The sequence below is a fragment of the Pectobacterium artocarpous genome, from assembly GCF_046159765.1.
GTDB lineage: Bacteria > Pseudomonadota > Gammaproteobacteria > Enterobacterales > Enterobacteriaceae > Pectobacterium.
The window spans coordinates 72188-96463 of sequence record NZ_JBJXVK010000014.1; the positions used below are offsets into that span (position 1 = coordinate 72188).

General features: G+C 52.9%; 21 protein-coding genes. 7 read left to right on the forward strand and 14 right to left on the reverse strand.

The window, feature by feature from the left end:
* Positions 1-83: 83 nt before the first annotated feature.
* The 11 genes from dtpA to ACKQAD_RS10920 all read right to left on the reverse strand — a co-directional run bounded on the left by dtpA (position 84) and on the right by ACKQAD_RS10920 (position 12412).
* Positions 84-1604 (reverse strand): dipeptide/tripeptide permease DtpA, encoded by a 1521-nt coding sequence (gene dtpA / locus ACKQAD_RS10870; RefSeq protein ID WP_409160172.1) that lies wholly within the window; start codon positions 1602-1604, stop codon positions 84-86.
* Positions 1605-2206: 602 nt separating this feature from the next.
* Positions 2207-2842: an endonuclease III gene (gene nth, locus ACKQAD_RS10875; RefSeq protein ID WP_409160173.1), complete on the reverse strand. Its 636-nt coding sequence runs from the start codon at positions 2840-2842 to the stop codon at positions 2207-2209.
* The gene (locus ACKQAD_RS10880; RefSeq protein ID WP_409160174.1) at positions 2839-3546 is read right to left on the reverse strand and encodes an electron transport complex subunit E; all 708 of its coding nucleotides are present in this window, start codon (positions 3544-3546) and stop codon (positions 2839-2841) included. Before ACKQAD_RS10880 ends, nth begins: the two co-directional genes overlap by 4 nt.
* Positions 3543-4172 carry an electron transport complex subunit RsxG gene (gene rsxG / locus ACKQAD_RS10885; RefSeq protein WP_409160175.1) on the reverse strand — a complete coding sequence of 210 codons (630 nt, stop codon included), beginning with the start codon at positions 4170-4172 and terminating at the stop codon, positions 3543-3545. Before rsxG ends, ACKQAD_RS10880 begins: the two co-directional genes overlap by 4 nt.
* 10 nt (positions 4173-4182) lie before the next feature.
* Complete coding sequence (rsxD, locus tag ACKQAD_RS10890; protein ID WP_409160176.1) at positions 4183-5238, reverse strand: electron transport complex subunit RsxD; 1056 nt, start codon at positions 5236-5238, stop codon at positions 4183-4185.
* Entirely contained in the window at positions 5239-7320 is a 2082-nt protein-coding gene (gene rsxC, locus ACKQAD_RS10895) for an electron transport complex subunit RsxC (RefSeq protein WP_409160177.1), read from the reverse strand.
* Entirely contained in the window at positions 7313-7891 is a 579-nt protein-coding gene (rsxB, locus tag ACKQAD_RS10900; RefSeq protein WP_409160178.1) for an electron transport complex subunit RsxB, read from the reverse strand. Before rsxB ends, rsxC begins: the two co-directional genes overlap by 8 nt.
* Entirely contained in the window at positions 7891-8472 is a 582-nt protein-coding gene (gene rsxA, locus ACKQAD_RS10905; protein WP_011093834.1) for an electron transport complex subunit RsxA, read from the reverse strand. Before rsxA ends, rsxB begins: the two co-directional genes overlap by 1 nt.
* A gap of 227 nt (positions 8473-8699) precedes the next feature.
* On the reverse strand, positions 8700-8915 hold the full coding sequence (ydgT, locus tag ACKQAD_RS10910; protein WP_129711257.1) for a transcription modulator YdgT: 216 nt from the start codon (positions 8913-8915) through the stop codon (positions 8700-8702).
* 254 nt (positions 8916-9169) lie between these two features.
* Positions 9170-10675 (reverse strand): L-arabinose isomerase, encoded by a 1506-nt coding sequence (gene araA / locus ACKQAD_RS10915; RefSeq protein ID WP_409160179.1) that lies wholly within the window; start codon positions 10673-10675, stop codon positions 9170-9172.
* A gap of 36 nt (positions 10676-10711) precedes the next feature.
* The gene (locus ACKQAD_RS10920; protein ID WP_409160180.1) at positions 10712-12412 is read right to left on the reverse strand and encodes a ribulokinase; all 1701 of its coding nucleotides are present in this window, start codon (positions 12410-12412) and stop codon (positions 10712-10714) included.
* 372 nt (positions 12413-12784) lie between these two features.
* On the opposite strand from ACKQAD_RS10920, the gene ACKQAD_RS10925 reads away from it, so the two are divergent.
* The 7 genes from ACKQAD_RS10925 to ACKQAD_RS10955 all read left to right on the forward strand — a co-directional run bounded on the left by ACKQAD_RS10925 (position 12785) and on the right by ACKQAD_RS10955 (position 20408).
* Entirely contained in the window at positions 12785-13768 is a 984-nt protein-coding gene (locus tag ACKQAD_RS10925) for an arabinose ABC transporter substrate-binding protein (protein WP_409160213.1), read from the forward strand.
* Between the two features lie 96 nt (positions 13769-13864).
* A complete protein-coding gene (gene araG, locus ACKQAD_RS10930) occupies positions 13865-15388 on the forward strand; it encodes an L-arabinose ABC transporter ATP-binding protein AraG (protein WP_409160181.1) in 1524 nt (507 codons plus the stop codon).
* An 18-nt stretch (positions 15389-15406) separates the two neighbouring features.
* Positions 15407-16393 (forward strand): L-arabinose ABC transporter permease AraH, encoded by a 987-nt coding sequence (gene araH / locus ACKQAD_RS10935; protein WP_409160182.1) that lies wholly within the window; start codon positions 15407-15409, stop codon positions 16391-16393.
* 65 nt (positions 16394-16458) lie between these two features.
* A complete protein-coding gene (gene araC, locus ACKQAD_RS10940) occupies positions 16459-17391 on the forward strand; it encodes an arabinose operon transcriptional regulator AraC (RefSeq protein ID WP_409160183.1) in 933 nt (310 codons plus the stop codon).
* A 114-nt stretch (positions 17392-17505) separates the two neighbouring features.
* On the forward strand, positions 17506-18552 hold the full coding sequence (locus ACKQAD_RS10945; protein WP_409160184.1) for an oxidoreductase: 1047 nt from the start codon (positions 17506-17508) through the stop codon (positions 18550-18552).
* A gap of 152 nt (positions 18553-18704) precedes the next feature.
* Positions 18705-19697 carry a bile acid:sodium symporter family protein gene (locus ACKQAD_RS10950; protein WP_409160185.1) on the forward strand — a complete coding sequence of 331 codons (993 nt, stop codon included), beginning with the start codon at positions 18705-18707 and terminating at the stop codon, positions 19695-19697.
* A 252-nt stretch (positions 19698-19949) separates the two neighbouring features.
* Positions 19950-20408, forward strand: a complete 459-nt coding sequence (locus tag ACKQAD_RS10955) for an SgcJ/EcaC family oxidoreductase (RefSeq protein WP_409160186.1) — start codon at positions 19950-19952, stop codon at positions 20406-20408.
* A 96-nt stretch (positions 20409-20504) separates the two neighbouring features.
* On the opposite strand, the gene add is transcribed toward ACKQAD_RS10955, so the two are convergent.
* The 3 genes from add to ACKQAD_RS10970 form a co-directional block, all read right to left on the reverse strand.
* Entirely contained in the window at positions 20505-21518 is a 1014-nt protein-coding gene (gene add / locus ACKQAD_RS10960) for an adenosine deaminase (RefSeq protein WP_409160187.1), read from the reverse strand.
* 121 nt (positions 21519-21639) lie between these two features.
* Entirely contained in the window at positions 21640-22617 is a 978-nt protein-coding gene (locus ACKQAD_RS10965) for an arsenic resistance protein (protein ID WP_409160188.1), read from the reverse strand.
* Between the two features lie 100 nt (positions 22618-22717).
* Complete coding sequence (locus ACKQAD_RS10970) at positions 22718-24268, reverse strand: YdgA family protein (protein WP_409160189.1); 1551 nt, start codon at positions 24266-24268, stop codon at positions 22718-22720.
* Positions 24269-24276: the final 8 nt, after the last annotated feature.

The window sequence follows — 24276 nt, forward strand, 5'->3', positions numbered from 1 at the left end:
AGCCAGACAGTGTCTGGCTTTTTATCATTCAAACGCTTGCTCCTCACGCCTCACACATCAGCATGAGAGGTTCAGGCTGGTTATCAGGCGGATGCTGTTGTCGTAGCGGTGCTCGCAGGAACATCGGTGGCGACATCCTGCGTCATACGCGTCAGTTTCGGCGCGGTCAGCAGCATCAGAACGGCGATGATGCCCGTCACGATGCCAATCTGCATGAAGACATTGCTGTAAACCTCAAGTGATACGTGTGGGTCTACGACGTTCTCAGGCACGGCCATCATGTTAGCGACATAGCCCGCGATAATCGCAGCACCAGCCGATGTCAGGAACCAGGCCCCCATGATGAAGCCCATCAGACGCTGTGGCACCAGTTGAGCGACCATAGCCAGACCCAGACCAGAAATCATTAACTCCCCGATACTTTGCAGGCCATAGCAGAGGATCAGCCAGTTGACGGACACGATACCCTGTTCGTTTGCCATGCTGGCACCCCACGGTAGCACCAGAAACGCACCGGAGCACAGCACCATACCGATCGCAAATTTGTGTGCCATCGGCAGTTGGTCGCCCATTTTGTTATAAACCGCAGCCAGAATCGGGCTGGCAACCATAATCCAGAACGGGTTGAGCGCCTGATACTGCTCCGGCTCAAAGGCAAAACCTAAAATGGCGTGCTCAACGTTGCGAATCGCAAAGAAGTTCAGCGAGGTCGGCATCTGGTTGTACAACACAAAGAAGACCACGGCTTCCAGCATCAGCAGCAGCGCGACGATCATTTTCCGACGTTCTGCACCGCTTACCGCCAGCATTTCTTTAATAAAGATGGCGACAACGGCGACTGAAATAATGGTCAAAATCCAACGAGCAACGCCCTGATTGTGCAGCAGCCAGGTGGAAAGTGCGACCAGCACAACGATACCCGCGAGAGTAATGACAAGCTTCTTCAGATTGATCGGTTCGAAATCTGGCTGAGAGCCTTGTGTACTGACCCACTTACGGCAGAACATGAAGTTGACCAGCGTCAGGATCATCCCGACCACGCTCAGGGAGAAAGCGACACTCCAGCCATAGTGTGCGGCCAGTACCGGTGTCGCCAGCATAGAGAAGAAGGAACCGATGTTCACCGACATGTAGTACATGGTGAAGGCACCATCCAGACGTGGATCGTCCTTCGCATAGCAGGTCGACAGCAAGGCCGACGGGTTGGCTTTAAACAAGCCGTTACCGACGGCAATGGTTGCCATACCGATATAAACCCATGTCACACTGTGGCCTGAATAGGCAATCATGGTGTAACCGAGCGCCAGCACAATAGCACCCAGCACGATCACACGTTTGGTGCCGAGGACTTTATCCCCCAACCAGCCGCCAATCGCGACAAAACCATATACCAGCGCGCTGAACGAGGAGAAGAGGGTAATGGAGTCGGTTTCGGACATGCCCAGCATTTTGACCAGATAAACGGCCATGATGCCTTGCAGGCCGTAGTAACCAAAACGCTCCCACAGTTCAATGCTAAAGATGAGATAAAACGCTTTTGGTTGTTTGAAAGCGTTCATGCTGACGCTTTCGGCGGATTTGCTGTTGTTGTTTGCTGTTGACACAAAGACCTCTGATTTTACATATCTCGTTTTTTTTAACGAGAAAATAACAAGAGTGAGGCAGTGAAACTGCGACCTCTTTTCATTGTTATGGGGAGGAAAAACAGCGTTATATTGACGTTATTTTACGGACAGACAAGCTGTTTGACATGTTTTGTTACAAGTGGGTTTGGTGGTTGGATAAAACTATAAATCAAATATTATGCAGAGTTTAATTTCATATCTTTCTTCCCCATCAAATTATTATCTCGACTTGTCGAATTTATTTTTTCAAAAAGGGATATAATCTGCCTTTTAGTTAAAATCAAGACAATACCATTAATTATGAATGAATATGTGGTTTAATCTTTTGCATATCATTAAATGTGTAGTGCGTATAAAAATCAATCAAATTCGCCTAACAAGATGAATGTCGAAATAATCACACCAAGTGACATTCAATCACTAAATTTTCTATTAAAAATAACTTATTAGCCTTAAATAGTGGTTATGTGTATTTTTATACAGTTTTTTTGATGGAAGATACGTCAGAAAATGTGTGAGGAGCTGGGCGTGGAATGAGCGGGGTGACGGTCTGGTGAACGGGTTTAACAGACCGCTACAGATTAGGCGTCGATCTTCTCACCAAATTCGCACAAATCTTCAATCAGGCAGGAACCACAGCGTGGTTTGCGTGCGATGCAGGTGTAACGACCATGCAGGATGAGCCAGTGATGACAGTCGACTTTGAATTCCGCCGGAACGACTTTCAGCAGTTTTTCCTCTACCTGTTCAACATTTTTACCCGGCGCAAATCCTGTACGGTTGCTGACGCGAAAGATGTGGGTATCAACAGCAATCGTTGGCCAGCCAAACGCGGTATTCAGAACCACATTTGCCGTTTTTCGTCCTACGCCGGGTAAGGCTTCCAGCGCTGCACGATCTTCAGGAACCTGTCCCTGATGCTTTTCCAGCAGTAAACGGCAGGTCTTGATGACGTTTTCCGCTTTGCTGTTAAAAAGACCGATGGTCTTGATGTACTCTTTCACGCCGTCTACGCCGAGTGCGAGCAGAGCTTCTGGCGTATTCGCGACGGGATAGAGTTTTGCCGTTGCTTTGTTGACGCTGACATCGGTTGCCTGTGCAGAAAGCAAGACGGCAATGAGCAGCTCAAACGGTGTGCTGAAATTTAACTCTGTTGTGGGATGGGGATTGTTGGCACGTAATCGCGTTAAGATCTCAATCCGTTTGGCTTTGTTCACAGCGACTCCCCTACGGTACCGGTTGCCGGTGCCGTTTTACCTTCGGTCACAGCGGCACGAGCTCGGCGTTGTTTCATTTTCTCATCGATCAAATATTTCGCGGCCAGCAACAGCCCCAAGCCGATAAACGCGCCCGGTGGCAGCATGGCCAGCAGGAAGGGGGAGTCAAGATGTACAACCTCGATGCGGAGAACCTTGGCCCAACTGCCCAGCAGCAAATCCGCGCCGTCGAACAGCGTGCCGTTACCTAAAATTTCACGTAAAGAACCGAGCACCACCAGCGCGCTGGTGGCTCCCAGCCCCATTGCCAGGCCGTCAATCGCAGAAGGGAACACCGCATTCTTGGAAGCGAAGGCTTCTGCACGACCGATGACGATACAGTTCGTCACGATCAGCGGAATAAAGATCCCCAGAGACTGATATAAACCGTAGGCGTAAGCGTTGATCAACATCTGCACGGTGCTGACCACCGAGGCAATGATCATGACGTAAATAGGAATACGGATTTCCGCTGGCACCCAGCGGCGTAGCGCAGAGACGGCCATGTTGGTACAGGTGAGAACCAGCGTGGTCGCCAGCCCGAGTCCCAACGCGTTAGTGGCGGTTGATGACACAGCCAGCAGAGGGCAGAGACCCAGTAATTGAACCAGTGCCGAGTTGTTTTTCCATAACCCTTCAATGAAAAGCGCTTTGGTTTGACTCATTGGTTCTCTCCACAGGCGGACAGCGTGTTGATTTGTGACGGCAGCGTTTGCAGGTAAAGGGCGCTGCGTTTTACGCTATTAATAACGGCGCGTGGCGTAATGGTGGCTCCGGTAAATTGGTCAAACATTCCGCCTTCTTTCTTCACTGCCCAGCGAGTATCCGCCTCGCCCTGTACCGTTTGTCCGCTGAATCGGGTGATCCAGTCAGAAATTCGTACTTCGATTTTATCACCCAACCCCGGCGTTTCATGGTGCTCGGTGACGCGGACGCCAAGTATCTTGCCATGAAAATCGGCACCGATCAGCAGCCTAATAGCACCAGAATAGCCATCCGGCGCGGTACTTTCCAGTGCGGCGGCGACGGGTTCTCCGTTCAGACGAGCGATAAACACGCGATGCGGCGCTGATGATCCTAATGCCGGGTTGGTGACAACGTAACACTCCTTTTGAATGTCACTATTGTATAACTCGGTGGGAACTACCTGATCTAACAGCATTTTTTGCTGTAGCATCGCCTGATGCGAGATCGTGGGTTCCGTCAGCATGTTCACCATGGCAGTGACGGCGGTAGTGAACGCGGCAAACAGGGCCAGTGTTGTCGCGTGGCGACGCATTGTTGTTATCATGGGCGTCTCCTCAGCGATGGTGGCCGTAAGCACGTGGCTTGGTGTAATAGTCAATCAGTGGCACGGTGATATTTGCCAGCAGAACGGCAAACGCGACGCCGTCCGGATAGCCGCCGTAGGTCCGAATTAACCAGACCAGTAACCCAATCAGCGCCCCAAAAATCAGACGGCCACGGTTTGTGGTTGAGGCGGTAACCGGGTCGGTCGCAATAAAAAAGGCGCCGAGCATGGTAGCGCCGGACAGCAAATGCAGCATCGGCGGAGCGAATTTCTCCGGCGCGATGGCCCAACTGAGTGACGCACAGAACATCAGTGACAGCAGGAAACTGACCGGAATATGCCACCGAATAGTACCGCGGATCAGCAAAAACAGCCCGCCGATGAGAAAACCGATATTCACCCACTGCCAGCCAATCCCAGACAGCGATTGCGCAAACATTGGCTGTTGCAGAATGTCCTGCGGCATTTGGCCAGCGCGTAAGCTGGTTTTAAACGTATCCAGTGGGGTAGCCTGACTGACGCCATCAACGTTGTGCATCAACTGCTGCATGGTGTGTCCGTCAGGCGTGTGCCCGGTAAATATGATGACGAGCGCATCATGGAAACCGACAGGGATGGTTTGCAATGGTGCCGGCGGCAGCCAGCTCGTCATCTGAACCGGGAAAGAAATCAATAGCACCACATAGCCAATCATCGCGGGGTTAAAGGGGTTTTGTCCTAAGCCGCCATACAGCTGTTTGGCGATAATGATGGCGAAGACGGTTGCCATGACAACCATCCACCACGGGGCAAGCGGAGGCAGGCTGATGCCGAGCAGTACGGCGGTCAATAGTGCGGAATTGTCAGCCAGGGTGGGGCGTACTGCGAATTTTCTGAGTGACAGTGTCACGCCTTCCGCGATAAGCGCGGTGGCCGATGCCAGCCCGACCTGAATCAGGTTGCCATAGCCAAAGAAATAGACCTGCGCCAACATGCCAGGCAGACAGGCCAGAATGACCAACAGCATGATGCGCTGTGTGCGCTGCTGGTTATGTGTAAACGGGGAACTCGCAATTCTAAAAGCCATTTATTCCTCTTGATATGACGATGCCTGCGCGGCTTTACGGGCTTTAACGCGAGCGATAGCGGCAGCAACGGCAGCCTTACGTGGATCGTCCGCCTCTTGTGCTTCAACGGCCGGGACAGGCTCAGCAGAGATGTCAGGAGCAACGGATGAAGTGGGTGCTTCCGCCTTTGTCGTGGTCTGCTGTGCAGCCTTGCGGGATTTAACGCGAGCGATGGCCGCAGCCACGGCGGCCTTACGTGGATCGTCCGGCTCTTGTGTTTCAACAACGGCGGCAGGCTCGGCCACCACGCTGGAAACAACGGGAGCCGTCACGTCTTCCGCGCGCTCTGTGCTGATGTCAGTCTGCTGGGCTGCTTTACACGCTTTAACGCGTGCCAGAGCGGCGGCCACGGCGGCTTTGCGGGGATCGTCAAGCTCGGCAGTTGGAACCTCGGCTGTTGGCGTTTCCTGCTGCGCTCGTTCTTCACGAGCCTGTGCTTTGCGGGCAGCTCGCGCGGCGATGGTGGCGCTGTTATCCGGCTGTGCATCGGACGTAATCTCGATTGGCGCACCGATCTCTGTGGCGGCGGTTTGCTTGCGGCGCACGCGTTCCAGCGCTGCTTGAACCGCGTCTTTATCGCTGCTGGACACGTTAGCCGCTGCCTGCTTGTGGCGCAGTTCGCGCGCGGCTTTTTCTCGCTCCAGACGAGCCTGTTTAGCATCAAAGCGCACTTTAGCCTGCGCGGCACGCTGTGCATCTTCATCGATTGCCCGAATTTCGGCTTTTTCCTGACGATAGTACTGCACCAACGGAATATTACTCGGGCAAACGTAAGCGCAGGCACCACATTCGATACAGTCAAACAGATGGTGATTGCGGGCTTTCTCGTGTTCCTGTCCACGGCTGAACCAGTAAAGCTGCTGTGGCAAGAGCCCCGCCGGACAGGCGTCTGCACATTTGCTACAGCGAATGCAGGATTGCTCTTCGGCCACCGGCTCCATTTCCGTATGCGACGGCGCAAGCAGACAGTTGCTAATTTTGACGATAGGCACATCCAGCGACGGCAGGGTAAAGCCCATCAGTGGACCGCCCATCACCACCATCGGCTGCTTATTGACATGGAAGCCCCCCTGTTTGAGCAGGTGGCGTACTGACGTCCCCAATCGTGCCCACACGTTACCGGGCTGACGCAAGGCTTCACCGGTCAGCGTCACCACACGTTCGGTGAGCGGTTCACCGTCGATCACGGCACGTTTGATGGCGAAGGCCGTCCCGACGTTCTGCATGAGTACGCCAATGGCGGCGGAGTGTTTTCCAAACGGGACTTCTTTGCCGGTCAGAATCTTGGTGAGCTGCTTGGCGCCGCCTGACGGATACTTAGTTGGGATGACGCGCAGGTGCATATCGCTGCGTTTACCCAAGGCCAGCCGCAGGGCGGTGATGGCTTCCGGCTTGTTATCTTCGATCCCGATCAAAATACGTTTTGGCTGCAACAGGAACGACAGAATGTCGACGCCTTGAATAATCTCGTCGGCACACTCTTGCATGAGTCGATCGTCGGCGGTGATATAGGGCTCACACTCTGCACCGTTGATGATCAGGGTTTCAATCCCGCGCATCCCGCCTTGTAACTTGGCCGCGGTGGGGAACCCTGCGCCGCCTAAACCCGCGATGCCAGCCTGATGCAAGTGGGCAAGCAAGGTATCGGTGCTTTGTGCGCGATAATCCGCAAAGGTCTGGCGTTCACACCAGCGATCGTCGCCATCCGGCACGATGATGATGCTGAGTTCGGACAGGCCCGAAGGGTGTGCCGTTGTGTGCTGACGGATGGCATTTACCGTTCCCGATGTCGGTGCATGAACGGGCAAGGTTCGGCCTTTTCCCCGCGTCAGCGGCTGGCCGCGCAGGACTTTATCGCCGACGCTGACGCAGATCTCGCCTTCCGGCCCAAGATGCTGCTTGAGAGGAATAATGAACTGTTCTGGCAGCGGAATGTGACGCAGTGGCGTCCGGCTGGACTGCGTCTTCATTTCCGGCGGATGAATGCCTCCGTCGAAATCCCAGATCCTGTCTTTTCTAAAAGCGGAAAACAGCTTAAGCATGGTGTTCTACTTGAATAACGCGCACTGGAATCGTATCGAGATCCCATTTCCAGTTAGCGGGAGTCGGAGCGATAGGACGTAATTCGATACAGTCCGTCGGGCAAGGGGAGACGCAGAGATCGCAGCCGGTGCATAAATCGCTCACGACGGTGTGTACCGCTTTGGTACTGCCGATGATGGCATCAACCGGGCAGGCCTGAATACATTTGGTACAGCCAATGCAGTTGCTTTCGTCGATCCAGGCAACCTGACGCGCAGGGGCTTGAACATCGGCATCGCCTTCCAGCGGCTGCGGATCGACGTTGAGCTTTTCAGCCAGTTTCAACATCATCGCCTCGCCGCCGGGACCGCATTTATTAATATTTTCCCCATTCAGTGCGACCGCTTCGGCGTAAGGCCGACAGCCAGGGTAACCGCACTGGCCGCACTGGCTTTGGGGCAGCATGGCTTCCACTTCTTCCACGATCGGATCGTTTTCGACTTCAAACCGACGGGAGGCGTAGCCGAGCACCAGACCGAATGCCAGCGCGAGGGCGCTTAATGCCGCAATGGCAATCCAGATTGCGGTCATCAGAATTTCACCAGTCCGGTAAAGCCCATAAACGCCAGCGACATGAGACCGGCGGTGATCAGCGCGATAGAAGAACCGCGGAACGGTGCTGGGATATCTGATACGGCGAGGCGTTCGCGAATGGCGGCGAAGAGCACCATCACCAGCGAGAAGCCCGCGGCACCACCGAAGCCATAAATCGTCGATTGCAGGAAACCGTGCGACAGATTGATGTTAAGCAGAACAACACCAAGTACGGCGCAGTTGGTGGTAATCAGCGGCAGGAAAATCCCCAGCAGACGGTACAGCTCAGGGCTGACTTTGCGCACGAACATCTCGGAGAACTGCACCACAACGGCGAGCACCAGAATAAACGCCATGGTGCGCAAATAGAGAATATCGAGCGGAACGAGAATAAATTCGTTGATCAGCCAGGAAAACATGGAGCCCAGCGTCATCACGAACGTGGTCGCCATTCCCATACCAATCGCCGTCTCCAGCTTTTTGGACACGCCCATAAAGGGGCACAGCCCAAGAAACTTCACTAAGACGAAATTATTTACCAGAAGGATGCTAACAAAGAGCAATGCGTATTCGGTCATTACGGTGCCTACAAAACAAAACCGGACTATTATCAGGCATTGTCGGGTTTTCGACAACATACCCAAAGTAGGGTTATCGATGTCCCTTGCAAAGGGCGAAAGATTAACGTCTTGTAAATAAGAGAAACGCCGGGCTGTCAGACAACCACGAAGGGTATGTTCTGAGCAATAGCCCGGAAGGAAATTATTGCATAATTATTCTTTTTATCGCTGATAACGCTTTATGGTTACAGGACGTGATGCCAGACGGATTTTGGCACACAGCCGATATCGAATAAGCGCCCGCCGGATGCCAGTTCAGCCCGCCGATGATCCGCGGCACGATACATGTTGATGATTTCCTGACTATCTGTCAGAGAATAATTGAGGTGATCAAAGAGTTTTTCCAGACTTTCTGTTGAGCTGACTTTCCTGAATTTGAGCAAATAGTCATGAACGGTCATGGTGATGGGTCTAATAGTTATGTGATTGAGATGACTAAGTATATGCAAGCGAGAAAGCCTGTCTAGGGGGCGATGTAATAAAAGTACGCTTATTTTTCAACAACAAAAAAATGAAAATAAAAATAACGGATTGACAGAAAATACGATGGCGTTTAAGTCAATGGTGAGCGGCAGGACGATGGTAAACCGGCGCATGGAATGAGGGTGACGATAACGGGGCAGATTGTGCGGGAATCTGCCCCTGATATTTGCGTCTAGCGACTACACAGTTTGTAGTACACCTCGTTCCAACGTAGGGCATCTTTGAATTCGTGGAGTCGGGTTTCGTTGTCGATCACCAGCAGTTCAATGTTCTGCATTTCTGCGTAGAGCCGCATGTGTTCGAGATCCAACGCCTGACTAAAGACAGTATGGTGCGCACCGCCTGCCAGAATCCAGGCTTCCGCTGCAACTTCCAGCGACGGCTGCGCTTTCCAGATGGCGCGGGCAACCGGCAATTTAGGCAGTGGGTGCGGTTGCTCGATCGTATCGACCAAATTTACCAGCATTCTGAAACGGTCGCCCATGTCGATCACGCTGGCGTTGAGTGATGGGCCAGCTGGCGTAGAGAAAATCAGACGAGCAGGGTCGGCTTTTCCACCAATGCCAAGGTATTGCGCATCCAGAATCGGTTTCTGTTCCTTCGCGATAGTGGGGCAGACTTCCAGCATGTGGGAACCGACGACCAGATTGTTATCGTTTTGGAAGTTATAGGTGTAGTCCTCCATGAAGGACGTCCCGCCTGACAAACCTCCGGCCATCACTTTCATGATGCGCAGTAGCGCGGCGGTTTTCCAGTCGCCTTCGCCGCCGAAGCCATAGCCTTGTTGCATCAGACGCTGTACCGCCAGCCCCGGTAGCTGCTTCAAACCGTACAGATTTTCAAAATCGGTGGTGAACGCGTGATAGCCGCCTTGTTCCAGAAAGCGCTTCATTCCGAGTTCGATCTGTGCAGCATCCAGCAGATTCTGGCGATTAGCGCCGTTGAGCTTCACCGCATCCGTTAACTGGTAGCTGGATTCGTATTCGTCGACCAACGCATCGATATCGCCTTTGGATACCGCATCAACCAGGGCGGTTAAATCACCCAGTCCCCAGGCGCTGACGGAATAACCGAACTGAATTTGTGCGCCGACTTTATCACCTTCGGTAACGGCCACTTCACGCATGTTGTCGCCAAAGCGCGCGACCTTCAGCTGTTTGCTTTCCTGAATGGCGGCAGCAACCCGCATCCATTTCCCGATACGGATATGCGCGTTCTTATCCTGCCAGTGACCAACGACCACCTGATGCGCCTGACGCATCCGAGCGCCGATGAAGCCAAATTCGCGTCCGCCGTGCGCGGTCTGGTTCAGGTTCATAAAATCCATGTCCATGGTGTCCCACGGTACTTCGGCATTGAACTGGGTGTGGAATTGCAGCAGTGGTTTATTGAGTACGCTCAGACCGCCAATCCACATCTTGGCTGGCGAAAAGGTATGCAGCCAGGTCAGCAGACCGATGCAGTTATCCTGATAGTTGGCATCGCGACACAGCGCCAGAATTTCGTCCGGTGTTTTCACCAGCGGCTTCAGCACCAGTTTAACCGGCAGATTGGCCTGTTGATTTAACCCGGCGACGACCTTTTCCGCGTTCTCTTTTACCTGACGTAACGTTTCCGGCCCGTAGAGGTGCTGGCTACCGATGACGAACCAGACTTCAAGCTGCTTAAAATGATCCATGATGACTCCTGTAACGTGATCCCAGAGGGATAAAAATTAGTTTTTTGCCGTAGACGTTGGGCTGTAGGCCGGTTCCGCGAGGCGGCACCACTGCTGATAGCGCGCATAAAGTTGCTGATAACGGGCAACACGTTGGCTGTCTGGCATTAAGGTGCGTTCTATGCCGCTGGCCATATGCTGCTGTGCCGTTGGGATATCTCCGTGAACGCCAGCGGCGACGGCGGCAAAGATCGCGGCACCGAGGGCACAGCACTGATCGGAGGCGACGATCTGCACGGGACGATTCATCACATCGGTACATACCTGCATGATGACAGGGGATTTTCGGGCGATGCCGCCCAGTGCCAGTACGTTCTCGACGGGGACGCCTTGATCTTCAAAACATTCCATAATCGCGCGTGCGCCAAAGGCCGTCGCGGCAATAAAACCGCCGAACAGCGTGGGGGCATCGGTACCCAGATTGAGATCGGTAATCACGCCTTTGAGTCGCTGATTGGCGAACGGCGTTCTGCGGCCATTAAACCAGTCCAGCACGACAGGTAAGTGATCCAGCGTGGGATTTTCTTCCCAGCTACGGGTAAGCCGTTCCAGCAGTTTGGCTTCCATCGCTTGTAATGATGTTTTGAGTTCGGGATGACCTTGTTCGGCATAGTCTTTCGCCGCTTCCTGTAATGACCAACCCAACAGCCGCCCAAACCAGGCATACATATCGCCGAAAGCGGACTGTCCTGCTTCGAGGCCGATATAGCCGGGAACAACACTGCCGTCGACCTGCCCACAAATACCGGCGATGGTGCGATCGGCAATGCGTGCGTCGTCGGCGATCAAAATGTCGCAGGTGGACGTACCAATCACTTTGACCAACGTATACGGCTGTGCGCCTGCGCCGACGGTGCCAACGTGGCAGTCAAACGCGCCGCCCGCCAGGATGACGGTTTCGGGGATGCCGAGCCGCTGCGCCCACTCTGCGGTAATGGTTCCGACCGGCTGTTCGGCGGTCCAGGTATCGGTAAACAGCGGGTACTGCAATGTTTCGGTCAGGCAGGGATCGAGGGCGTGCAAGAAATCTTTCGGCGGCAGTCCGCCCCAACTCGGGTGCCAGAGTGATTTGTGTCCGGCGCTGCACCGGCCACGGCGAATATCGGCAGGCGCTTGCGTACCGGAAAGCAGAGCGGGCACCCAGTCACACAGTTCGATCCAGGAAACGGCTGCTTGACGCACGGCTTCATCGTGGCGCGAGACATGCAGGATTTTGGCCCAGAACCACTCAGACGAGTAAACGCCGCCGATATAACGGGTGTAATCCGGGAACTGGCCGCTCCGGCACAGCGTATTGATGGTTTCCGCTTCTTCTATTGCCGTGTGGTCTTTCCACAGCACAAACATGGCATTGGGATTGTCGGCAAAGTCAGGACGCAGCGCCAGAATTTGGCCTTGCTCATCAATCGGTGCGGGTGTGGATCCGGTCGAATCCACGCCGATGCCAATGATGTGTTGCCGTTGTTCGTTCGTCAGACGGGAAACCACCACCTTAATCGCCTGTTCGAGTGATTCGATATAGTCCAGCGGGTGGTGTCGGAACTGGTTGTTGGCAGGCTGACAATATTTACCCGCACGCCAACGGGGGTAGTAGACCACTTCTGTTTCCAGCTCTTGCCCGCTTTGGCAGTCAACGGCTAAGGCGCGTACCGAATCACTGCCGAAGTCGAGGCCAATCGTAATAGCGCCCGCACTCATGCTTTGCTCCTCATTAATCCCAAATCATTACTGTTTACGATAGGCAGGGACAGGAAGAGGCGGTTAGGAGTGGTTAGCTGGAAGTATGTATTTTTCTGTCGCCCGCAGCCATTGTGTGAAGCCCGTCAAAGGTTAATGATTGGTTAAAATTGCTAAATGTATGCACAAACCTGTCATTGTTCCGTGATGTGATAAAGCTCTATATTCGGACCTGAAATAACGACTAAAACATAAAGCGTCTGAATGCTACTCAGTAAAGGAACTGCGCTAAGTCTGTGTTTTTCCTTTACCAGCCCGGAAATACCTTACCCACAACGCGAACGCGTGTCGGCGTTGCTGGCGAACGAAAAGATAATTACACCGGAGAACATCATGCATAAATTCACTAAGGCGCTGGCAGCCATCGGGTTGGCTGCGGTTATGTCACAATCAGCTATGGCAGAGAACGCAAAGCTGGGATTTCTGGTTAAACAACCGGAAGAGCCTTGGTTCCAGACCGAATGGAAATTTGCTGATAAAGCAGGAAAAGATCTCGGTTTTGATGTGATAAAGATTGCGGTTCCCGATGGGGAAAAGACCCTGAACGCGATTGACAGTCTGGCGGCCAGTGGAGCAAAAGGTTTTGTTATCTGTACGCCTGATCCGAAGTTGGGGCCTGCCATTATGGCGAAAGCACGCAGCTACGATCTGAAAGTGATTGCCGTTGACGATCAGTTCGTCAATGCCAAAGGCCAGCCGATGGATACCGTGCCGCTGGTGATGATGGCCGCCACCAAAATTGGCGAGCGTCAGGGGCAGGAACTGTATAAAGAGATGAATAAACGTGGCTGGAAGGTGGATGAAACCGCCGTGATGGCGATTACTGCTAACGAACTGGATACCGCACGTCGCCGTACCTCTGGTTCGATGGAAGCGTTGAAAGCCGCAGGCTTCCCTGAAAAACAGATCTATCAGGTTCCCACCAAATCTAACGATATCCCCGGCGCGTTCGACGCCGCCAACTCGATGCTGGTTCAGCACCCGAAAGTGAAAAACTGGCTGATTGTCGGCATGAATGACAACACCGTGCTGGGGGGCGTGCGTGCGACAGAAGGTCAGGGCTTTAAAGCGGAAAACGTCATTGGTATCGGTATTAATGGTGTGGACGCGGTAAGTGAACTGTCCAAAGGCCAAGCGACGGGCTTCTTTGGTTCACTGCTGCCCAGCCCGGATATTCACGGTTATAAGAGTATCCAGATGCTGAACGACTGGGTCACCAAAGGCGTTGAACCGGAGAAATTCACCGAAGTGACTGACGTGGTGCTGATCACCCGTGACAACTTTAAGGTCGAACTGGAGAAAAAAGGCCTGATGTAATCACGCCTGATTTTGTCACGATGCGGATAACGCCGATCGGCATAACGCTGGTCGAGGTTATCCGCGCGTTACCTGCATTGTTATGAGGAAACAGAGATGGCTGCACAGTCACCCTATTTGTCATTTCATGGGATCGGTAAAGAGTTTCCCGGTGTTAAAGCACTGTCGGATATCAGTTTTTCCTGCCATGCCGGCCAGATCCATGCATTGATGGGGGAAAACGGAGCGGGCAAATCGACGCTGTTAAAGATCCTGAGCGGCAACTATTCACCGTCCGCAGGTGAAATTCATATTCAGGGTAAACCTGTACAGTTTGCTAACACGATGGATGCCCTGAATACGGGGGTTGCCATCATTTATCAGGAACTGCATCTGGTGCCGGAAATGACGGTCGCCGAGAACATCTATCTGGGTCAACTGCCGCATAAATACGGCATGGTGAACTACCCGCTGCTGCGCTATGAAGCTAAGCTCCAGCTACAGCATCTCGGATTGGATATCGATCCTGATACCCCGCTGAAATACCTGTCTATCGGGCAATGGCAGATGGTGGAAATCGCCAAGGCGCTGGCCCGTAACGCCAAAATCATTGCTTTTGATGAACCGACTAGTTCGCTGTCTGCCCGTGAAATCGAGCAGCTTTTCCGTGTGATTAAAGAATTGCGTCGTGAAGGCAGGGTCATTTTGTACGTTTCGCACCGGATGGAAGAAATTTTTGCGCTGAGCGATGCCATTACTGTGTTTAAAGATGGTCGCTATGTGCGCACATTTGACGATATGCATCAGGTGAACCATGAGTCGCTGGTACAGGCGATGGTTGGACGTAACCTGGGGGATATCTATGGCTATGCGCCGCGCCCGCACGGCGACGCGCGTTTGACGCTGAAAGACGTCAAAGCGCCGGGCGTGAAATCCACGGTGTCCCTGAACGTAAGGCAGGGGGAAATCGTCGGGCTATTTGGGCTGGTAGGGGCTGGCCGCAGCGAACTGATGAAGGGGCTGTTTGGGGCGACCAAAATTACCAGCGGTCAGGTGCTGCTGGATGGTAAACCGCTGGTGGTGAATTCCCCCATTGATGCGATTCGTCAGGGCATGATGCTTTGCCCGGAGGATCGTAAAGCCGACGGTATCATTCCGGTGCATTCGGTGCGTGACAATATCAATATCAGCGCGAGGCGTAAAAGCCTGAGAGACGGTTTTATTATTAATAATCAGTGGGAAGCGGATAACGCTGCACAGCGTATTGACGCATTGAACATCAAAACACCGTCCGATGAACAACTGATTATGAATCTTTCCGGCGGAAACCAGCAGAAAGCCATTCTTGGTCGCTGGCTGTCTGAAGAGATGAAAGTCATTTTGCTTGATGAACCTACGCGCGGCATTGACGTCGGCGCGAAGCATGAAATTTATCATGTCATCTATGAACTGGCGAATCAGGGGATCGCGGTGCTGTTTGCCTCCAGCGATTTGCCAGAAGTGCTCGGGCTGGCCGACCGGATCATTGTTATGCGCGAAGGGGCTATTTCCGGTGAGTTGCAGCATGATGATGCCACGGAGCAGAAGGTGCTCAGTCTGGCTATGTTACGAACCCCCGATATCGAATCTGCGGTTGCCTGACCGCGAAGGAGCAAAATAATGTCAACGGTTACGTCTGCCACCTCAGAAAAGAAGAACAGCGGTACGGGATTGTCCCGCATTTGGGATAACTACGGCATGCTGGTGGTTTTTGCCGTGTTGTTTCTGGGGTGTGCGATTTTTGTCCCGAATTTCGCGACGTTTATCAATATGAAAGGGCTGGGACTGGCGATCTCCATGTCGGGCATAGTGGCCTGCGGGATGCTGTTCTGTCTAGCCTCTGGCGATTTCGACCTGTCGGTGGCCTCCATCATTGCCTGTGCCGGGGTAGCCACGGCGGTGGTGATCAATATCAGTGAAAGCCTGTGGATCGGTGTGAGTGCCGGGCTGCTGTTAGGTGTGGCGTTCGGTTTGCTCAACGGTTTCGTGATTGCTCGTTTGAAGATCAACGCGCTGATCACCACGTTGGCGACCATGCAGATTGCGCGCGGCTTGGCGTACATCATTTCCGACGGTAAAGCGGTAGGGATTGAAGATGAGCGTTTCTTCGCGCTGGGCTATGCCAACTGGCTGGGCTTGCCTGCGCCAATCTGGATCACGATAGGCTGCATGATTGTGTTTGGCCTGCTGCTGAACAAAACGACCTTTGGTCGCAATACGCTGGCGATTGGGGGCAATGAAGAGGCAGCGCGTCTGGCTGGGGTGCCGGTAGTGCGTACCAAGATTATCATCTTCGCCTTGTCCGGTTTGGTCTCTGCCGCAGCGGGGATCATTCTGGCCTCGCGTATGACCAGCGGCCAGCCAATGACTTCCATCGGGTATGAGCTGATCGTGATTTCTGCTTGTGTGCTAGGCGGTGTGTCGCTGAAAGGCGGGATCGGCAAAATTTCTTACGTGGTGGCCGGCGTGCTGATTTTGGGGACGGTGGAGAACGCGATGAACCTGCTGAATATCTCGCCGTTTGCCCAGTATGTGGTGCGCGGTTTGATTCTGCTGGCGGCGGTTATCTTTGACCGCTACAAACAGTTGGCAAAGAAAACGGTGTAAATGCCCGTGCGGCAGGTGAGTCATTCTGCCGCTTTCTCTCATTACTAGCGTGTACCGGAGGCTCGATGTATCACCGTATGGCGCATGAATCTCAGCCTAATCCGCTGCTGCCGGGATATTCGTTCAACGCTTATCTCGTGGCAGGCCTGACGCCGATTTTGGCTGATGGGCCACTCGATTTCTTTATTGATCGCCCCGATGGTATGAAAGGCTACATCATTAATCTCACCATGAAGGGACAGGGGCAGGTCTTTGATGGTGATGAGACCTTTCTCTGTAATCCCGGCGATTTGCTGTTGTTCCCGCCGAAATCGAAGCATTTTTATGGCCGCTCACCGAGCAGCGACTGCTGGTATCACCGCTGGGTCTATTTTCGCCCGCGCGCCTATTGGGCAGACTGGCTGGAATGGCATACTAAAAGCAGCGGTATTGGCCGCATGAGCCTGCCAAATAACCAACTGCTGCTGGAGTTCGATAGGCTGTTTGCCAATATTGAGCAGACACAGCGTTCTGGGCGGCGTTTTTCAGAAGAGTTGGGCATGAATCTGCTGGAGCGTCTGTTGCTCAGAGCGATGGAAGAAGACCCGCAAAGTCCGCAGAAGATCATGGATCCGCGTGTAATAGAGGCCTGCCAGTTTATTACCAGCAATCTGGCCGACGAACTGCGTATTGACGAAGTGGCACGCCACGTTTGCTTATCGCCGTCGCGGCTGGCGCATCTTTTCCGCGAGCAGGTGGGGATTAATATCCTGCGCTGGCGTGAAGATCAGCGCGTGATTCGCGCCAAGCTGTTATTGCAGACGACGCAGGAATCTATCGCTAACATTGGCCGCGTGGTGGGGTATGACGACCAGCTCTATTTTTCACGTGTGTTCCGTAAGCGAGTCGGCGTCAGCCCCAGTGATTTCCGCCGACGCAGCAGTGAAATCAACTATCCGGCAGCTAAAATGCTGCCTGTGACGTGGGGCGAGCGGATGCCCAGTGCCGTAGGCGGTTAATATTCTGAATTGTGCCAGATTCCCCTGGCGTGATCCCTTTCTGCAATCTGGCGGATGACGGGTATATACTGAGTGAGAAATCACAAAGTCAAACTTACGTTAAGGGGAATCGTCATGAGTGAGACTGTTCGCGTTGGGCTACTGGGCTACGGTTATGCCAGTAAGTCATTCCACGCGCCGTTGATTGCCGGTACGGCTGGTATGGAGCTGGTGGCTGTGTCCAGCAGTAGTGCTGAAAAAGTGCATGCGGATTGGGCAAATCTGCGAGTAGAGAAAACCCCTCAGGCGCTGTTTAACGATCCCGATATTGACCTCATTGTTATTCCTACCCCCAACGACACGCATTTCCCGCTGGCGAAACAGGCGCTGGAAGCGGGTAAGCACGTCGTTGTCGATAAACCTTTCACGGTGACGTTGTCACAAGCCCATGAACTGGGTGTGGTGGCTGAACGGGTTGGAAAGGTGCTTTCTGTTTTCCATAACCGCCGCTGGGACAGTGATTTTCTGACGCTGAAACAGCTACTGTCAGCGGGAACGTTAGGGAATGTGGTGTACATGGAATCACATTTCGATCGTTTCCGTCCTGAAGTGCGCCAGCGCTGGCGTGAAGACGGCAGTGAAGGCAGCGGGATTTGGTACGATCTGGGGCCGCATTTGCTGGATCAGGCGCTGGAACTGTTTGGTTTACCGGTCGCGATTCAGGTGGACATGGCGCAATTGAGACCGGGGAGCAAGGCAACGGATTATTTCCATGCGACGCTGATTTACCCGCAGCGCCGGGTGGTTCTGCATGCCAGTATGCTGGTGGCGGCGGCTTCTGCACGTTATACCGTGCACGGGACGCGCGGTAGCTTTGTCAAATACGGCCTTGACCCACAGGAAGATCGTCTGAAAGCGGGTGAACGTCCGCCGCTGGCCGATTGGGGGCAGGATAAGCGTGATGGCGTGCTGACGTTGTCGCGCGATGGCATCATGGCGGAGCAAACGATCGCCACGATGCCGGGCAACTATCCGGCTTACTATGCTGCCGTGCGCGATGCGTTGCTCGGTAAGGGAGAAAACCCCGTCAGCGTACATCAGGCAATTCAGGTGATGGAACTCATCGAACTGGGGCTGCTTTCTCATGAGCAGAAAAAAGCCGTTACGCTGAAAAATAGCTAGATTTATTGTGTTTTATTCCAGATAGTTAACGCTTTGCTTAAACTGGCGCTCTTAGGAGCGCCATAGACTACTGTTTTTGGGCGATCTTCGGGTCGCCCGTCTTGTTCGGGTGTGAAGTCGATCGATAACAGGCTAGGGGAAAGGTGTCAGGCATGGGGTGGTTACAACGGTTACGCATTGATAAGTTCTTATTGGTTTTAATTCTGGTTGTCGTGACAGCATCGATTCTTCCTGCTCAAGGTATCGCGAAAGTTTTCTTTGAAAATCTGACAACCGCGGCGATTGCTCTGTTGTTCTTTATGCACGGTGCAAAGCTCTCGCGTGAAGCGATTACCGCCGGTATGGGACATTGGCGTTTGCATCTGGTGGTGTTTGCCAGCACGTTTATTCTGTTCCCGCTACTGGGCATCGGCATGAGTCTGCTGTCACCAGTGGTGCTGACGCCAACATTATACCTTGGCTTCCTCTATCTGTGTGCGCTCCCAGCGACGGTGCAGTCGGCGATTGCTTATACCTCAATGGCTGGCGGCAACGTGGCGGCGGCGATCTGTAGTGCATCAGCATCCAGTATCCTGGGCGTGTTCCTTTCGCCGATTCTTGTCGGTTTGCTGATGCATACGCAGGGCGGGGAGACCGATACGTTGCACGCCATCGGTTCCATTATTATGCAGTTAATGGTGCCTTTCGTGATTGGACATCTGTCTCGTCCGCTGATTGCTGGCTGGGTCGCTCGTCACCGTAAGCTAATTAATATTACTGACCGGTCATCCATTCTTTTAGTAGTGTATGTCGCTTTCAGTGAGGCGGTTGTGCAAGGGATTTGGGGACAAATCAACGGCTGGTCATTGCTCGCGGTCGTTGGCTGTTCGATGGTGCTGTTAGCGATTGTGCTGGTGGTCAATACGCTCGCTGCGCGCAAACTGGGCTTTAACACCGCCGATGAAATTACCATTGTGTTCTGTGGTTCGAAGAAGAGCCTGGCGAATGGGATCCCGATGGCCAACGTACTGTTTCCTGCTGCGGCTGTCGGTGCGATGGTGCTGCCGTTAATGATTTTCCATCAAATCCAGTTGATGGTGTGCGCTGCATTGGCTCAGCGTTATGCTAAACGGCTACAGAAAGAACAGGATACGCCTCGTCAATAAGAGATTATTGTTCTCTCTCACATGACAAACGCCCCGGCCTGAATCAGGTCGGGGCGTTGTTATTTGTCGCTATCACTTGTAACAATCATTTGTAACTACCCGGAAACACAAAAAATAATCTATTACAGTGATAGTTTCTAGAGTTTATCATTTTTTCGATCTGTTACGTTATAACAATGTTGGCTCATCAAGATTCATTATCGATAGAGCAGGATGCAGTTGATGATAATTTTCATTTGAGATCGAGAAAATATGTTAAAAAAAACGGTAGTAACTTTAGCAATGCTAGGGGCGTTAGCTTCCACCTCCGTTCAGGCCGCTCAACATATGGATTGTGTGAAGACCAATAAAAAAGAGATTGCCTCGTTGTTTGACCGTTGGAATGCATCGCTACAGACGGGGGATGCGAAGAAGGTTGCGAAAAACTATGCGCCAGACGCGGTGCTGCTGCCGACGCTGTCCGATAAACCGCGTACGACTGACGCAGAGCGTATCGACTATTTTGAACATTTTCTAGCGAAAAAGCCGGTCGGTAAGATTGACACCAGTACGATCCGTATCGGCTGTAATAAGGCCGTTGATACCGGAACCTACACCTTCACATTCGGGGATGGTAGCGTAGCCAAAGCACGATATACCTATACTTACGCTTGGGATGGCAAACAGTGGTTGATCACCACGCACCATTCTTCGATGAATCCGAGCAGCTGATTTATGTAACTTATTTGTAACTGCTTTATGTCAAACGGCTAACAATAGTTAGCCGTTTTTTCGTATGGCATTGAGTAGTTATTACAGCGTGCGCTATCAGGTCGCGCTACGTTTACGCAGAACCTTTTTACGCAGTTGCTGCTTTTCCTGCTCGCTGATAAACGCAATGTTCAGGCCGTTTTCCTGTGCTTTGCGGGTTTCCACCGCTGTCAGACCAGCAAGCGGTGCTGCAATTTCATATTCGTGGCGGATCTCTATGCCTTGAACCGCCGGGTCATCCGTATTGATGGTGGCGGGGATTTCATAACGCAGGAAGTGGATGAGCGGGTGCTTATCCAGAGATTCTACTGTACTGGTCTGAATGTTGGATGTCAGGCAGGATTCAATTCCGATTCCCTGTTCTGCCATGTGCGTCATCAGACGCTGATCGATAATAGCAGTCACGCCGTGTCCGATACGCTCTGCGCCCAGATGATTAATCGCTTGCCAGATACTGTCCGGCCCAGCGGCTTCTCCTGCGTGAACCGTGATGTGCCAGCCGGCATCGCGGGCCTGTCGGAAATGGGAGGTAAATAGCGCACCAGGGTGCCCCAATTCATCGCCAGCCAAATCGAGTGCGACGATGCGGTCTCGCTGGGACAGCAGGGCGTCCAGCTCTTGTTGGCACGCCTCGGTGCCGAATGTCCTACTCATGATGCCAATCAGACGAATGTCAGTATCGAAATCACGGCAACCTGCGGTAATACCGTCGATCACCGCTTCAACCACGCCAGCAACCGGAAGCTTGTGGTTCATCGCCATATAATAGGGAGAAAAACGCAGTTCGGCGTAATCTAGCCCGGCTTTTACGGCATCTTCAACGTTTTCATAAGCGACGCGGCGACAGGCGTCCAGTGAGCCGAGCACGGCCACACCCCAGTCGAGCTTTTGTAGAAAGCTCACCAGGTCAGGTTCATTTTGGGTGATCTGAACGTGAGGGCGAAGCGCTTCAAGATCGTGCGCGGGTAACGCGACATTATACTGGCGTCCGAGCTCCAGAATACTCTGGGCGCGGATATTGCCATCCAAATGGCGGTGGATATCCGTCAATGGCAGGTTCAAATCAATCATAATGTTATTGTCTGATTACGGTTTCTCGTATGACAAAGTATAAAAAGAAATCGTGGTAAATAGCCAATTGTTACCGCCGAAACGCGCACTCCCTGAGCAACCATTGAGCAAAACCAGACTGTTATGGCTTTTCCTGCCTGGTATCACGTGCGTTCAGCTTAGGAATCGCCCGGATATAAATGAGCTCACTGAGTAGCTCCACTAACGTTTGGCTGACGATGATGGCGGGAAGGAGGGGCAAGGCGCCCGGTATTGCCAGCGCCAGCGGCAGAATAACCAGAGAATTACGTGTGCTGGCGCTAAAGGCTACGGCGCGTCCGCCAGTGGAGTCCAACCGGAAAGCGCGGCCAGTGAACCAGCCGAGTAGCGGTGCCAGCAGCGCGAAGAGTAGGTAAAACGGCACCGCGAGCAACACGGATGCCCAGGTGGTACGCAGTTGTGGAATCACCGCCGCAACCACGATAAATAACACCAGAGCGGTTGCCGGAACGGGGAGATAGCCCAAAGCGTCCGAACATGCCGCCATCGTGCGCTGGCGTACCGCCAGCCATTGCAGAAGCGCTGCCAGCGCTAAAGGCACGGCAATCAACCAGATAAACGCCTCGATAAAGGGAGCAAAGACGATGAGCCCGGCGGCGGCGTCACCGAGAAACAGCGTCAGATAGAAGGGCAAGGCTAGCATTTGCAGCAACAGCAAAATAGGTGTTGAGGCCAGCAGGCGGACAGCGTCGGCACGGCCCAGATGCGCGAAGGTCACCACGTAGTCAATACAGGGTGCCAGTAACACCAGCAGGATGCCCAGCTTGACCAGCGGTTCAGAAGGGAGAAAAGGCAATAACGCCGCGAGCAATGAGGGAATCACGATGAAATTGGCCACGAGCAGTGCGCCGATGAATCTGACATGAGTGATACTTTTTCCGATCGTAGTCAGCGGAACTTGCAGGAACGTGACAAACAGCATCAGCGCCAGCGCCGGATTAATCGCGGCATCCCATTGCTCTGTTTCCGGCAAAACCATAGCCGTTACCACCGCCGTTATCACAGCAACAAAGTAGATGGCGGCCTGATGGGATTCCAGAAAGGGTTTTAACGCGGGCATGGTGTTATCTCAAAATCAAAACGAAAAGGGCGGGCAGAAAACCCGGTGGCTGCAAGTGCGGCCACCGGGTGTTTTCGGACGTAATGTTATCCTGTATGGCTTATTGCGCCGGGGGCGTAACAGGCGCTTCCTGTGCACCAGGCAGAGATTCTTCACCTTCTTCCGCTGGAACGGAGAAATAAGGCGCGATGAAGTCAGCCAGCGAGATATTATTACCGTTGAAGTCAATCTGACCATCGGCATAGTTCAGTGAACTGGTAATCGTGTTGTTTTTCGTGACGCTCAACTGGTTCATTTGGCCGATGTCCGCCATCATTTTAGCCTGCTGCTGCGCCATTTCTGTCGCCTGCTTTTGCTCTTCATCACTCGCCGGTTTAGGTCCGGCTTGTATCATTAGCTCTGCCAGCATATCCAACGGGACATTGAGCTTTGCATCAAGTTTTTTGACCGACTGGCGAATGATTTTTTCTTCATCCGATAGGCTTGGGTCATTCGCTTTATCGGTGTTCTGTAACGGATCGGTTAGATCCAGCGCCAGCATGAATGTGCCTTCACCCTTGCTATTTTTCCAACTGATTGGGGAGATTTCAATGCTTGGGTTACCTTTCAGTAGTTGTGGCAAATATTGCAGTACAGACATGACCACTTCGTGCTGATAATTATCGGGATCTACTGCGGTTGGATTCTGCAAGAGTGTCTGCACCTTTTCCTGATAGGCTGTGAGGAATTGCTTGGTGCCCGCGCCATCAAGCTGTGAGATAGACATGTTTACGTTACCCGACCCCAGATTGCGGTCGCCGATGATTAACGAGCCCAGCGTCACAGCCATGCTGCCCGCCAGATTTTTGTCATCTTCCGTTGCGCTACTTTTTAAAGAAAAATCGTTCAACGTAACGGGTTCGCCACCTTCTACGGTAAACGTCATCGCTTTAAGAGACAGTGCGCCATCGCCTAAATCAAGATCGAATTTACCTTTTTGATTGGTTCCCTTGATGGATAAATCGGTGACATCCACATTCTCTGTCTGGCCCCAGGCATTTTTCCTTTCCATCTTCACGCTGCTGATGGTGGTATCCAGCTTACTGCTACGCAGATCGTGCCCGATATCCAGTAGCGCTTCCGCACCGCTGAAAGAAAACTTTTGTTCTGGTGATTGATGGTCGATAGGGGCCAACGTAATGAGTGACTGAGTATCCCCGCTGTAGGCGACGCGAGTCTCGGACGTAAAGAACGGTTTATCTTTAGTCAAATCAAACCATGCTTTGACGGCCGGCGTGTTGGCTAACTCGGTATGAACAGAGGCCATTGCCGGAATGAGGTTGAATTTCTTGAGCTGTGCCAGCGGGAACGGTCCGTGAGACACGGTTTCGTTGAAAACGAGTTCTTCACCGGGCGCCAGGAACTGTGCGCCTTTTGCCGTGCCGTCTGCCTGCAAAACATAGGCCAGAGTACTAGTGAATACGCCGCCCTGATAGTCGCGATAGACTACTTTCAATCCGGCGTTCGGGTAGTTTTGCTTGAGCTTAGTATTCAGCATATCGGTAAAACCATCAATCTGCTGAGCTACCTGCTTGCCGGTGTACCAGGATGCGCCGGTCCAGACGGCACCCAGAGCAACAATAATGCCTACGGCGACTAACGACTTTTTCATTTTTATTC